The 13,963-nt window shown below is 41.0% G+C and carries 10 protein-coding genes and 5 tRNA genes; 4 read left to right on the top strand and 11 right to left on the bottom strand.

What is annotated here, in order from left to right:
- Positions 1-25 precede the first annotated feature (25 nt).
- Together L3V77_RS00250 and gorA are read left to right on the top strand one after the other, a co-directional pair.
- Entirely contained in the window at positions 26-865 is an 840-nt protein-coding gene (locus L3V77_RS00250) for a 23S rRNA (adenine(2030)-N(6))-methyltransferase RlmJ (RefSeq protein WP_275135238.1), read from the top strand.
- A 124-nt stretch (positions 866-989) separates the two neighbouring features.
- Positions 990-2,345, top strand: a complete 1,356-nt coding sequence (gene gorA, locus L3V77_RS00245; RefSeq protein WP_275135236.1) for a glutathione-disulfide reductase — start codon at positions 990-992, stop codon at positions 2,343-2,345.
- A 57-nt stretch (positions 2,346-2,402) separates the two neighbouring features.
- Here the strand turns inward: gorA and L3V77_RS00240 are convergent, their stop codons facing one another.
- The 10 genes from L3V77_RS00240 to L3V77_RS00195 all read right to left on the bottom strand — a co-directional run bounded on the left by L3V77_RS00240 (position 2,403) and on the right by L3V77_RS00195 (position 10,417).
- Positions 2,403-3,335: an SPOR domain-containing protein gene (locus L3V77_RS00240; protein WP_275135235.1), complete on the bottom strand. Its 933-nt coding sequence runs from the start codon at positions 3,333-3,335 to the stop codon at positions 2,403-2,405.
- Positions 3,336-3,456: 121 nt separating this feature from the next.
- Positions 3,457-4,395 carry an ABC transporter permease gene (locus tag L3V77_RS00235; protein WP_195704782.1) on the bottom strand — a complete coding sequence of 313 codons (939 nt, stop codon included), beginning with the start codon at positions 4,393-4,395 and terminating at the stop codon, positions 3,457-3,459.
- A gap of 2 nt (positions 4,396-4,397) precedes the next feature.
- Complete coding sequence (locus tag L3V77_RS00230) at positions 4,398-5,375, bottom strand: ABC transporter permease (RefSeq protein WP_195704781.1); 978 nt, start codon at positions 5,373-5,375, stop codon at positions 4,398-4,400.
- A gap of 236 nt (positions 5,376-5,611) precedes the next feature.
- On the bottom strand, positions 5,612-7,165 hold the full coding sequence (locus L3V77_RS00225; protein ID WP_275135232.1) for an ABC transporter substrate-binding protein: 1,554 nt from the start codon (positions 7,163-7,165) through the stop codon (positions 5,612-5,614).
- 131 nt (positions 7,166-7,296) lie between these two features.
- Positions 7,297-9,006 (bottom strand): ABC transporter ATP-binding protein, encoded by a 1,710-nt coding sequence (locus tag L3V77_RS00220; RefSeq protein WP_275135231.1) that lies wholly within the window; start codon positions 9,004-9,006, stop codon positions 7,297-7,299.
- A 682-nt stretch (positions 9,007-9,688) separates the two neighbouring features.
- Positions 9,689-9,765 (bottom strand) — tRNA-Pro (locus L3V77_RS00215).
- A gap of 131 nt (positions 9,766-9,896) precedes the next feature.
- Positions 9,897-9,972 (bottom strand) — tRNA-His (locus L3V77_RS00210).
- Between the two features lie 45 nt (positions 9,973-10,017).
- Positions 10,018-10,094 (bottom strand) — tRNA-Pro (locus L3V77_RS00205).
- 130 nt (positions 10,095-10,224) lie between these two features.
- Positions 10,225-10,300: transfer RNA gene (locus L3V77_RS00200), tRNA-His, on the bottom strand.
- A 40-nt stretch (positions 10,301-10,340) separates the two neighbouring features.
- Positions 10,341-10,417: transfer RNA gene (locus L3V77_RS00195), tRNA-Arg, on the bottom strand.
- Positions 10,418-10,703: 286 nt separating this feature from the next.
- Between L3V77_RS00195 and L3V77_RS00190 the strand changes: the two genes are divergently transcribed.
- Positions 10,704-11,111 carry a cytochrome c5 family protein gene (locus L3V77_RS00190; protein ID WP_331275668.1) on the top strand — a complete coding sequence of 136 codons (408 nt, stop codon included), beginning with the start codon at positions 10,704-10,706 and terminating at the stop codon, positions 11,109-11,111.
- Between the two features lie 70 nt (positions 11,112-11,181).
- Here L3V77_RS00190 and rep read toward each other — a convergent pair whose 3' ends face one another.
- On the bottom strand, positions 11,182-13,197 hold the full coding sequence (rep, locus tag L3V77_RS00185; protein ID WP_275135230.1) for a DNA helicase Rep: 2,016 nt from the start codon (positions 13,195-13,197) through the stop codon (positions 11,182-11,184).
- 174 nt (positions 13,198-13,371) lie between these two features.
- On the opposite strand from rep, the gene L3V77_RS00180 reads away from it, so the two are divergent.
- Positions 13,372-13,947 (top strand): TetR/AcrR family transcriptional regulator, encoded by a 576-nt coding sequence (locus tag L3V77_RS00180; RefSeq protein WP_275136654.1) that lies wholly within the window; start codon positions 13,372-13,374, stop codon positions 13,945-13,947.
- Positions 13,948-13,963: the final 16 nt, after the last annotated feature.

Below are 13,963 nucleotides of genomic sequence, written 5' to 3'. Positions count from 1 at the left end.
CTCATGCGCATACAGAGAGCCTAATTTGTTAAGTTACAGACACAGTTTCCATGCTGGAAATCACGCAGATGTACTAAAACACATAGTACAGAGCCTTATTCTTGATTCTCTAAAACAAAAAGAGAAGCCTTTTGTCTATCACGATACACACTCTGGTGTTGGTCGTTACGATCTTACTCATGAATGGTCTGAAAAAACCAGTGAATATAAACAAGGTATCTCTCGAATTTGGCAACAAGATTCAAATCCTGAGGAGATTCAAAGTTATTTAGACGCTATCCGTATTCTTAATGATAACAATGAACTCCGTTATTATCCTGGTTCACCAAGGATAGCTCGCGCTCAACTGAGGTCACAAGACAGAATGATTCTAACGGAACTTCATCCAAGTGATTATCCTTTGTTAGAACAAGAGTTCCACCGTGATCGCCAAGTGAAAATATACAAAGAAGACGGTTTTCAACGCTTAAAAGGCAGCTTACCACCCAAAGAGCGACGTGGTTTAGTCTTAATTGATCCACCTTACGAATTGGCGAAAGAGTATCGCGATGTCGTTAATGCTATTGCTCAAAGCCATAAGCGATGGGCAAATGGGACATACGCCATTTGGTATCCTGTGGTAAATCGATTTGACATTGAAGATATGTTTAAAGGATTAGAGTCTCTTGGCATTAAAAATATTCTTCAGATCGAGCTTGGGGTATCACCAGATACAAACGAACGTGGTATGACCGCGTCTGGCATGATAGTGATTAACCCTCCTTGGAAGTTGGAAAGTCAGATGGAAAAAATTCTCCCATTTTTAAAAGAAACCATTGCGCCGATTACCGGTCATTATAAAGTGAACTGGATTGTACCTGAGTAAAAGGTCCCCATATATATATTAGATATATCTAATGATAATTCCATTGAAGAGCTTGCTCGCATGCTCTTTATGTTAGGTCTACTATAGAAACATTGAAAAAATCAAAAAAAGATTGGAGAACATAATGGCGAAAGAATTTGACTACATCTGTATCGGTGGCGGTAGTGGCGGTATAGCTTCTGCTAATCGTGCGGCTATGCATGGCGCTAAAGTTGCACTGATTGAAGCAAAAGACCTTGGTGGAACGTGCGTAAACGTTGGTTGTGTGCCTAAAAAAGTAATGTGGCATGGTGCTCAGGTGGCGGAAGCAATCCATTTGTATGCGGAAGACTATGGTTTTGATGTTGAGGCTAAAGCGCTTAACTGGGGTAAATTAGTAGAGAACCGTCAAGCGTATATCGGCCGTATTCACCAATCTTACGATAATGTACTTGGCAAAAACAAAATTGAAGTGATCAAAGGCTTCGCTAAGTTTATCGACCAAAAGACCATTGAAGTAAACGGCGAGCTTTATACCGCAGAACATATTCTCGTCGCGGTTGGCGGTCGTCCAAGCATTCCGAACATCCCTGGTGCCGAATATGGTATTGATTCAAATGGCTTCTTCGAACTAAAAGAACAACCAAAGCGTGTTGCGGTTATTGGTGCTGGTTACATAGCGGTAGAAATTGCAGGTGTATTACACGCACTAGGGTCAAAAACGGACCTATTTGTTCGTAAACAATCCCCTATCCGCAGCTTTGATCCAATGATTATAGAAACGTTGGTTGAAGTAATGGCGCAAGAAGGCCCTACTTTACATACTCAATCCATCCCTAAAGAGATTGTAAAAGAAACCGATGGCAGCTTAACCCTGCATTTGGAAAACGGTAAAGCACACAATGTTGATACGTTAATCTGGGCGATTGGCCGCCACCCAGCAACGGATACTATCAACTTAGACGTGACTGGTGTTGCACTTAACGATCGCGGTTACATCAAAGTTGATGAGTACCAAGAAACCAATGTGAAAGGCATTTATTGTGTTGGTGACATTATGGAAGGTGGTATTGAACTAACCCCTGTAGCCGTTAAAGCTGGTCGTCAATTATCTGAGCGTCTATTTAACAATAAGCCCACGGCAAAAATGGATTACGATCTTGTCCCTACCGTGGTATTCAGCCACCCACCTATTGGCACCATTGGGATTACTGAACCTGAGGCTATTGCTCAATATGGCAAAGAGAACGTAACTGTTTATCAGTCAGGTTTTACAGCAATGTACACCGCGATAACCCAACATCGTCAACCTTGTAAAATGAAATTGGTCTGTGCTGGAGACGACGAAAAAGTTGTCGGCTTACATGGTATTGGCTTCACAGTAGACGAAATGATTCAAGGCTTTGCGGTTGCTATCAAAATGGGCGCAACCAAAGCCGATTTCGATAGTGTTGTAGCGATACATCCAACGGGTTCAGAAGAGTTCGTTACCATGACGTAACGAACTGCTACTATTAAAAAGGCTTTAATCTCTCCGATTAGAGCCTTTTTTAAACCCTTACTTTACACAAACCACATTCAATAACGATGTTCCTGTAAGTTGCGTTACTTTACCGCTAGTAAACAACCCTTGCTTATCCATTCCCCAATACGGCAAATGCAGTGGCCACTGTTTTTTACTCATGACTTGAGAGTCTATCAACAACTTCCATTCATCCGCGGTAGGCAAACGCATTTGCTGAGACTCACAAACTTCCATTGCACGTTCATAGTTTAGGCGATTCCACGCAATACCGTACTCCATATAAAACTGATCATACCCATCCATTAAAAATGGAATAGCATAATATTTGTCACCAATTTTCACATCTCTACGTGCAACGACGGTTTCAGATGCTTTAATGCTCTTCTCTGCCGCTTTGGGGGCTTTTTTAGACATTGATGCCTGTTCAATAGAATTAGCCGCCACAGGGGCTAGAGCTGCCGAAACGGGAAGCTTTTTAGCGGGAGCTTTAGGTGATGTCTTTTTTGTTGCTGATTGTGTTGCCGTCGTTGTTTTTGTCGCTTTAGTTGAGGTTGCATTACGAATAAAAGATTCGTTATACGAATTCAGCTTTTTTAGGTTAACCAGATCCGCTTGTGCAACAGAATATTGTTCATAAGGCCCCACCAGACAGCGATAACCTTTCTTCTCAGGTTTTACCCATACATCTGTGGATACCACCTTGTATATCGGCTGTGCCTCGCTGATCGTTTGAGCCTCACTAAAGAACCCACATTGAATCCAAAATAATCCGTCATCAACAACAGGAGCAGACCCCCATACTCCATTACCGACAGGACAATCTTGCGAAAGAACCGGTAATTCACTCTTTGAGTTCTGTTTTGCCTCACAGATATACTCGTCATCAGCGGCGCTCACTAGAGATGGAATAGCCAAGCTTAAACAAAAAACCATAACCACCAGTTTTCTAGCAGAAATCATACTCATATTGTTATCTCTATATTCATCATATTGCCTACTTGATACCGATACGCTCTAAAAAAAAGAGTCGCAATAATAGCGACTCTTAGTTTAGGAACTTTTATGGTTAGAGATCAATCGTTTTGGATCACCCTTTGTAAATTTTAGGATTAAATACGTCTCTTAACCAGTCTCCGAGCAAATTAATCACTAAAACAAGTGTCACTAATACAAAACCTGGGAATGCAGTAATCCACCACGCGCCAGAAAAAATGTAATTAAAGCCGATACTAATTAGTGCACCTAAAGAGGGTTGATCAACCGGTAAACCTAATCCTAAGAAGGAAAGAGCCGCTTCTGACATGATTGCGTTTGCAACCTGAACCGTTGAGATAACCAAAATAGGTGATAGGCAGTTCGGTAAAATATGACGGAACATAATTCGAGGCGATCGAAAACCCATCACTCGTGCTGCTTCTACATACTCTTTATTCTTCTCTGCAAGAACAGAGGCTCGAATAGTTCGAGCGTACTGCGGCCATTCTGCAATACCGATAATCACCACCAACATTAGGACCGCATATTGGCTATAAAAATCACTACCAAAACTCGCCTTAAATATTGCTGATACGATAATCGCAACCATCATGGTTGAAAAAGAGAGCTGTACATCAGCAAAACGCATTAAGAAGCTATCAATACGACCACCAAAATAGCCTGCCGACAGCCCTATAATAATGCCTAGAAATAACTGCAATCCTACTGCGAAAAAACCGATAGTAAGAGAAAGTCGCGAACCGTAAAGCATAGTGGATAAGATATCACGCCCTTGCTCATCGGTACCTAGCACAAACTTAGAATCACCATTCTCCATCCAAGAAGGAGGAAGCTCAGAATCCATAATATCGATAGACGTTAAATCGTATGGGTCCATCGGCGCTAATAACGGCGCGGCTATCGACATCATTAGAAATACCATGAATACGGCAAAACTAAACATCGCTACTTTGTCACGCAAGAAATAATACAGAAAATCAGACTGCTTGAAACGCTCCCAACGGCTTGGGACAACATTAGATTGTTCCATTATCATGCTCCTTTGCCAGTTAAGTTAACAGTCGGGTTAATCAGACCATACATAAGGTCAACAATTGTATTTGTCACCACGAATACCAAACCTACAAAGATTACATATGCGGTAATTAACGGTGTATCTACGCGGTTAATTGCCTCTAAGAAAAGGAACCCCGTTCCAGGCCACTGAAATACGGTTTCCGTAAGGATGGTATACGCCACCATAGTACCAATCTGAACACCGCCAACCGTTAATACTGGCAACATTGTATTTTTAAGGGCATGTTGATAATAAATCTTCTTTGAAGATAACCCTTTAGCTCGACCAAATTTAATATATTCAGAGCTCAAGACTTCAAGCATTTCAGAACGGACTAAACGGATGAATAATGGCAGCATAATCGATGCCAATGAAACACAAGGTAAAACCAGGTGCGCTAAACCATCAAGTGTAAAGAACCCTGACTCCCAACCAAGTAGGTTCATGGTTTCACCCCTACCGTAAGAAGGTAACCAGCCCAACTCAATAGAGAATACATACATCAACATAATTGCCGTAAGAAACACCGGTATCGATATACCAATACTACTGAATGCCATTACCATTTTTGTCAGTATGCTTTTAGGATGAATAGCAGAATAAACACCGAGTGGTATCGACATGAGTACAATAATTAATGCCGCGCCAAAAACCAACTCCAGTGTTGCCACTAATTTATTCAATATTACGTCAGCGGCTGGTTTTTTATAAAAATAAGACGTGCCGAAATCACCTTGTATAGCATTACCTACAAAGCGAGCGTATTTAGTAAAAAACGGATCATTTAATCCCAGATCATCACGCAAAGCTTGACGTTCCGATTCCGAAACAGACTGGCCAACCAGTTCACGCAACGGGTCTCCCAAGTTATCTTGGATGGCAAATGCCACTAAACTGATCACAAACATCACTATCAGTGCCTGATACAGGCGCTTGACCAGAAACGAAAACATCCCTTGCCCCTTAATATTCCATTATATTCTTCGAAAAGAAGTCTTTCAGTCAGTCTTCAGTTTAAAAATGGCACTCAACCCGACTGAAATAAGGTTGAGTACCACAAAGCTAATTACGACCAAATAACACATTCGGACGCTGACGTGTCATCCTACTTCAAAAACAATCGCACCGTTTACGTTAGTAATTGAGCGCTACTGAGATGAAAATAGAACTACACACCTAATTCTCATACTTATTTAACTTCTAGGTCGCCAAAGTATGGGAAGTTCATTGCGTTAACAATAGGAGCGATATCAACATTAGATTTCGCACCCCACGCTAGGTTCTGCCAATGTAGAGGAACAAACGCCGCTTCGTTATAAAGCGTTGCTTCCACCTGTTGTAGCATCTTCGCGCGTTTTGCAGGGTCTGTTTCTACGTTTGACTCTTCAACCATACGGTCAACGTCTGCGTTTGAGTAATGACCACAGTTATACTGACCACGACCTGTCTCTTCGTTACGAGTCATTGTTAAGAACTCAGAGAAGTTAGCTGAATCTTCTGTATCTGAGTGCCAACCGATCATCATCATATCTGCTGCACATACATCAAACTCAGGCCAGTACTGCGCTTTAGGCATCGTTTTAAGGTCAACCTTGATACCAATCTTAGATAGCATCGCAGAAGCGGCTTGAGCAACTTTAGCATCGTTCACATAACGGTTGTTTGGTGCCATCATGGATAACGTAAAGCCATCCTCATAACCCGCTTCTTTCATAAGTGCTTTCGCTTTCTTAAGATCGTAACGAGGCATTAGGTCAGCAGAATAACCCGCGTAACCTTCAGGCCCTTGCTGACTAGCCGTTGTAGCGAAACCTTTCATGATTTTTTTAACAATACCATCATTGTTAATTGCATGAACGATGGCTTGACGAACACGCACATCTTTCAGTGCTTCGTTGCTGCTTTGATTCATTTGGAAAGTGATGATACGTGTACCTGCTAGCGTCACTAGATCGATACCGTCTGCATCTTGAACACGTTTGTGGTCATTTGGTGCTACTGGAGCAATCATATCGACGTCACCAGAAAGAAGTGCAGCAACACGTGTCGCATCTTCTTTAATTGGTACGAGAGTCAACTTATCTACATTACCTTTCGACTCTGTATCCCAGTAGTCATTGAATCGAGAGAACTCAACTTTAACGCCTTGTTCACGAGAAGTAACGACAAATGGACCTGTACCTGAAACGTTTGTAGACGCAAATGAGCTACCGTGCTTAACCAATTCAGCTTTGTCTGAACCTTCTGCTGTTTGACCTGAATAGAACTTGCTATCCATTGGGAAAATGTAAGTAGCCGTTTGAAGTACTAGCGGATATGGACCATTAGTAACTAAATCAACAGTGTACTCGTCAACTTTAACCATTTCCTTGTAAGGTGTGAAAATACCTTTGAAATCTGGAGAATCTTTAAGACGCTTAAATGTCCAAACAACATCATCAGCTGTCATTTCATTGCCAGAATGGAACTTAACACCTTTGCGTAGGTTAAAGCGAACTGTCGTATCGTTTTGACGCTCCCAGCTAGTTGCTAGACGAGGTTCAAAATCTAACTTCTGTGTATAACGAACTAGAGGATCAAATACCATGTGAGACATTTGCAGTGTACCGCCAGATAACTGCTCATGCGGGTCAAGAGATACCGGGTCAGCATCGTAGGCAACGGTAATATCTGCAGCAGCTGCACTAAAACTTAGGCCTGCGGCCATCAAAGCAACTGTTAATTTGGTCTTAATGGTTTTCATTGCATAACTCCTTATGCGGGAAATCATATCCCTGTTTGTTGTATTTGCTTCTATCTATTGTCTTCTAGAGCATTAACGCTCAAGAGCTTTAATCATTAGCTAAGCAAAACGGAGGCTCAACTAACAAAAAATCACGCTATATCTTCTCTCAGCCCAGTAAACTCCGGCATAAGAGCCACTAAATGTTTACTATATTCATGCTGAGGGTCATTAAATAATTGCTCTGTTGGGGCGACCTCTAAAAGTTGTCCCATTTGCATCACACCAATACGATCACACATTTGACGAATTACTGGCAAATCATGACTGATAAATAGCATAGTTAAATTTAATTCATCTTGCAGATCTTTCAGCAAGTTAAGAATTTGTGCTTGAACCGAAACATCAAGTGCCGACGTAGGCTCGTCACAAATCAACAAACGAGGTCTCGTTGCTAATGCTCGAGCAATTGAAATACGCTGACGTTGGCCACCAGAAAATTCATGTGGATATTTTAGACCTGCCATTCTACCTAGGCCAACATGATCCAGTAAGTCATGAACTATCTCTCGGGTTTCAGTTTCATTACGAGTCAACTTATGGAAGCGGATAGGTTCTGCAATAATGTCAAAGATTTTCATCCTTGGATTCATTGAAGTATAAGGATTTTGGAATACCATCTGCATCTGGCGACGCATTGGTCTACGTTCTTTTTCTGACTTTAGACCCGTTAGATCGATACCTTCAAAGGTAACCTTGCCAGAGTTCGGTCTATACAACCCAGCAATAATACGAGCAATCGTCGATTTACCAGAACCAGACTCACCCACTAAACCAAACGTCTCACCTTCAAAAACTTCAAAGCTGACATCATTGGAAGCCTGAACATACTCTCGACGACTTTCAAAAAGAGAATCTTTGGTAATAAAACGTAGGTTTACATTTTCTATATTAAGAAGAGGTCCAGTGTATTGTCTCTCATCTTGGCTTTGACCTAACCAGTGATTTTTAACATCGAGAGGCGCCATCTCACCAGCTTCTTCGATATAACTAACCAATGGGAAACGATCGAGTTTTTTGTCTGAGCGAGGAACCGCAGAAATTAGGCTACGAGTATAAGAGTGGTCGGGATCGCCCAATACTTTATCCGTTTTACCAAACTCAACTAAATCACCACGATACATAACCGCGACTTTATCAGTCACATTTGATACTACACCCATATCATGAGTCACTAGCATACAACCGACATTGTTGGTAACACACAGTTCGCGAATTAAACTTAGGATCTGGTCTTGAATAGAGACATCGAGAGCCGTTGTTGGCTCATCTGCAATAATAAGATCAGGTTCACCAGCCAACGCAATCGCGATAACAACACGTTGACGCATGCCACCAGAAAACTGATGTGGAAATTGTTTAAGTCTATTCTCGGGCTGAGGAATCCCTACTTGATTCATCAAAGATAACGATCGTTCGTATGCTTCTGCATCCGAGACTTTCATATTGGCATGAATCGTCTCTTTGAGCTGATGCTCTACCGTAAATAGCGGATTAAGAGAAGTCATTGGATCTTGAAAAATAAACCCGATTTTTGAACCTCGAACCTTCCTCATTTCTTCATTGGTTAAACCGGATATCTTCTCTCCATCGAGATAGACATCACCACCAGCAATAAAGCCAGGAGGGCTCAACAGATCAATAACACCGTTACCAACCGTGGACTTACCTGCACCTGATTCACCAACAACACCAACAATTTCACCACGTTCAATACTGAACGATAGATCTTTTACTGCTGCATGCACACCATGCCTTGACGGATACTCGATCCGAAGGTTTTTAACTTCTAAAAGCGACATTACCAGACCTCGACCACGGCGCTAACTGCCCTGTCTGCAAATTGATTCCATTCATTACCAGAATAATGCCCTGATAATCTAATAACTGACGAATTTGGCAAATATTTCACTAAAAAGCAACATATATAGTATAAAAACGCGTATTCGGACATTTTTAAAGCACGTAGATTCAATAATTATTCATTTTTTATACAATTATAACGATTTATGGATTATGCAATTACTCTGCAATAGTCTCTAAAATCCTTATTTAAAAGCATTTAACGTTAGATCTGACTCAATATAACAAATATAGATTCGTTTACCCATGCATATCTAATTAAATATTTAAAACCAGAAAACTTTAACAAAAAAGAAACATAAACCAATATATAGTTAAAAAGCAGCTCATGACACTAATATAACCATACAAAGCAGCTTATAAGGCCAGAATAGAAAAATTGCAGATATTTCGTGATAACAAAATGAATAGAGCAAATTATATAATACGTGCCCACAATAAAAATATACGACGTTTATCACGAGTTAAAATTCTAATTTTAAAGGTAATCATCATCATAAAATGACAAGAAAGCCGAACCCCCGACCCTCTGGTCCCGCTCTTTTCAAAACCGGATGCGCTACCAAGCTCCACTCACTACAGATGTAAAAAAGCCCCGTCTATTGACGAGGCTTTTAAAGATGGTCGGTGAAGAGGGATTCGAACCCCCGACCCTCTGGTCCCAAACCAGATGCGCTACCAAGCTGCGCTATTCACCGAAATTTTTTTATTTGAAAACAAACCCTCTGGTCCGCTATTCCAAAACCGGAGATGCGCTACCAAGCTGCGCTATTCGCCGAATTCTTGCTTTTGAACCTAGACAATAATACATCTAAGCTTTTTAAATAAATGGGGTGGCTAACGAGACTCGAACTCGCGACAACCGGAATCACAATCCAGGGCTCTACCAACTGAGCTATAGCCACCACTAAAAGTATTAAAAGCCTCGTCTTGGGACGAGGCTTTTAAAATGGTCGGTGAAGAGGGATTCGAACCCCCGACCCTCTGGTCCCAAACCAGATGCGCTACCAAGCTGCGCTATTCACCGAAATTTTTTATTTGAAAACAAACCCTCTGGTCCGCTATTCCAAAACCGGAGATGCGCTACCAAGCTGCGCTATTCACCGAAATCTTGCTTTTGAACCCAGATAATAATACATCTAAGCTTTTTAAATAAATGGGGTGGCTAACGAGACTCGAACTCGCGACAACCGGAATCACAATCCAGGGCTCTACCAACTGAGCTATAGCCACCACTAATTTTCTACCGCCAACATCTGACACTTCCGGAATTTGGTGCGCCCGAAAGGATTCGAACCTTCGACCTTTGGCTCCGGAGGCCAACGCTCTATCCAGCTGAGCTACGGGCGCATGCCCCATCGGCGGAGTGGAATAATACGTATATCGCCTTTCTCAGTCTAGTTTTTTTTACAGTTTTTTTATTAATTGTTGTCTTTTTCAGCAGTTAGGATGTGATAAAGCGCTAATCATGGCGATCTTAGTATTTATTGCAGTAAATTAACAGGATATAATCTCCTGAAATTCACACGAAATTAACAATGTGTTTTCAAATTGTCTTTTTTTACCTGAACACTCTAACAAATTTGTTGAACACAAAGCCCAATAAAAACAATAACTGTAAAGTGAGCTAAAACATATGTCTCTAAGAATGATCGGCGTACTATTCGCTGCAATTACATTTTCAGCTGGAACATTAGCAACAAATGTAGGTGATAAAGAATACGATGCTATTGCAGAACGCATTAAACCAGTCGGTGATGTTTACCTTGCAGGTGCCGCACCTGTAGTGGCAGAACGTACTGAACCTCGCGATGGGCCTGCAGTATATAATACTTACTGTACAGCTTGTCATGCTACTGGTGCTGCTGGCGCTCCAATAAAAGGGAACGCTGAACAGTGGGCACCTAGAATTGCACAAGGAATGGATGTACTAACTAATCATGCACTTCAGGGCTTTAATGCTATGCCTGCCAAAGGCTCTTGCATGGACTGTAGTGATGACGAAGTTATTGCAGCAGTTAAGTTCTTAACTGAAGGAATGTAATCTCTACAGGTAAAACTTTAGATTTGTAAAAAGGGTTGACCTAAGGTTAGCCCTTTTTTTCGACATCAATTTATTTTTTGAACATATTTCGGATATTAGCAATGTGTGCTTGTCCCTTTGCCATACGCTCTTCTGGCGACTCTTTTTTCTTCGTGCTCTCCCACTCGACATCATCGAATGGGAGTTCATCTAAAAATCGACTTTGAGTAGGTTTGATCAGCTCTCCAAATTGTCGGCGCTCTTTACACATCGTAAAAGTGAGCTCTTTCTGTGCTCGCGTAATACCGACATAAGCCAAACGTCGTTCTTCTTCTACATTTTCTTCATCGATGCTCGTTTGATGTGGAAGGATTCCTTCTTCAGCTCCCATCAAATAAACAAATGGAAACTCAAGTCCTTTGGAAGCATGTAATGTCATTAACTGAACTTGGTCAGCGTCATCAGCATCTTCTCCACGTTCCATCATATCTCTAAGAGTTAAACGCAAAACAACCTCTTTGAGTGTTTTTACCTCTTTATCATAATTGTCCCCTTCAAGGTCAGCGACAATCCAACTGTACAATTCGGACACATTCTTCATTCGCATTTCGGCCGCTTTCGCACTTGAAGATGTTTCATATAACCAATCTTCGTAATTAATATCACGTACTAATGAACGCAACGCTTCTACGGTATTGCCTCTTTCTGCATTTTCTGAAATTGCGACTATCCAACTGGTGAGCTTTCTAAGTGATTCTAATCCTCGGCCTGATAAATGTTGTTCTAACCCAAGTTCAAAGCTCGCTTCAAAAAGACTTTTTCCTCTCATGTTTGCGTAGGTACCAAGCTTTTCTAATGTTACCGGGCCAATCTCTCTTCTTGGGGTATTAACAATTCGTAAAAATGCATTATCGTCGTCAGAATTAACCATCACTTTTAGGTACGCCATAATATCTTTAATTTCAGGACGTGAGAAAAACGAGGTCCCTCCAGAAATCTTATACGGGATTCGGTTCTGCATGAGTGATTTTTCAATCAGTCGGGATTGATGATTACCACGATATAAAATGGCGTAATCTTTGTACTCAGTCCGATTAAGAAATTTATGAGCAATAATTTCACCTGTAACCCTTTCTGCCTCATGATCTTCATTGTTAGCAATGAGTACTTTGAGTTTTTCGCCATCAGGAATTTCAGAGAAAAGCGTCTTCTTAAATACGTGTGGGTTGTTATCAATTAATATATTTGCAGCTCTTAAGATTCGACTTGTAGATCGATAATTTTGCTCTAGTTTTATCACCCGTAGATCTGGGTAATCTTTGTTTAGTAATATTAGATTTTGAGGTTTGGCTCCGCGCCAAGAATAGATAGATTGATCATCGTCGCCAACAACGGTCAAGCGAGCTCTCTCTCCCACTAATAACCTAACCAGTTCATACTGGCTGGTATTCGTGTCTTGATATTCGTCAACCAATAAATAGCGAATACGTGATTGCCAGCGCTGGCGAACATCTTCATTGGTCTTAAGTAAGGATACGGGCATTGAAATTAAATCGTCGAAATCCAGAGCATTATAGGCCTTCATCTGCTTTTGATAGGCATCAAAACAATCTGCAAATACTGTCTCTTGTTCCGACTTCGCATAAGACTTGGCTTGGCCTGGTGTTAGCATATCATTCTTCCAATTAGATATGGTGCTTAACAATTGCCTCAATAAATCTTTGTCACCATCCAACTGCTCTTCAGTGAGTTCTTTAAGTAAAGCAAGCTGGTCTTGGTCATCAAACAATGAAAAGCCTGCTTTCAGCCCGAGTATTTTGTACTCTTTTCGAATAATATTTAGGCCTAATGTATGAAATGTGGAAACCATTAGCCCCTTTGACTCTTGTTTGCTTAGAGTCTGCCCAACACGCGCCTTCATTTCCCTTGCGGCCTTATTAGTAAAGGTCACCGCAGCAATATTTCGTGCCTTGTGTCCGCATTGCTGTACCAAATAAGCAATCTTGTTAGTAATCACACGAGTTTTACCTGATCCAGCCCCCGCAAGTACCAGACATGGTCCTGAGACAAATTTAACCGCTTCATCTTGCGCCGGGTTTAGTTTCATTTTTACTACTCTACTGTGCGGATAAGAAATCAGACCTATAATAGTATTCTGACCCTCATAATGCTATTGCAAGGTTACGATGAGAGTATTAATCACAATTGAGACCGTTTATTCATTGAATTATTGCAACAAAGTGAGATAATGAATGAACGTTCATTCATTTTTAGGCTAAATATGTCTTCCGAAGGTACAGATAAGAGAGAACTCATTTTAAACGCAACGGAATCATTAGTGGCGATAGAGGGGATTCACGGACTATCTATGCAAAAAGTGGCCAAACAAGCAGGTGTAGCTGCGGGGACTATTTACAGATATTTTAACGATAAAGAACATTTAATCGAGGAAACTCGGTTTCATGTTACTCAAAGAACAGCAGATATTATTCAAGCTGGCCTTAGCGATGACATGCAATTGAAAGAAAAGTACACCACTATATGGCTAAACATTTGGCACTTTTCTAAAACTAAAAATGCCATCAAAAGCCATATGCTTTTTGAACTGCTCTGTTCGAATCAGAGTGATCAAGATGCGTTAAAAATAAAAAAGATGTTTTATAAAATTGATCAAATGTTCAATGAAGGTAAAGCTCAAGGAGTTTTTAAACCATTGGATAACGACATTTTATCGAGTGTAAGTATTGAATCTAGCGCTGCGCTGGCTAGAAGACAAAGAAAAAACTGCTCTCAGATTGACGAAGAGGCAATTAATCAAGCCATCGACGCAAGCTGGGATGCTTTAATTAATCATTAATTTCGGAGTTCAACAG

Origin of the sequence: Vibrio sp. DW001, assembly GCF_029016285.1 — a bacterium.
Classification (GTDB): Bacteria; Pseudomonadota; Gammaproteobacteria; order Enterobacterales; family Vibrionaceae; genus Vibrio.
This window is presented reverse-complemented; position numbering and strand designations above follow the sequence as displayed.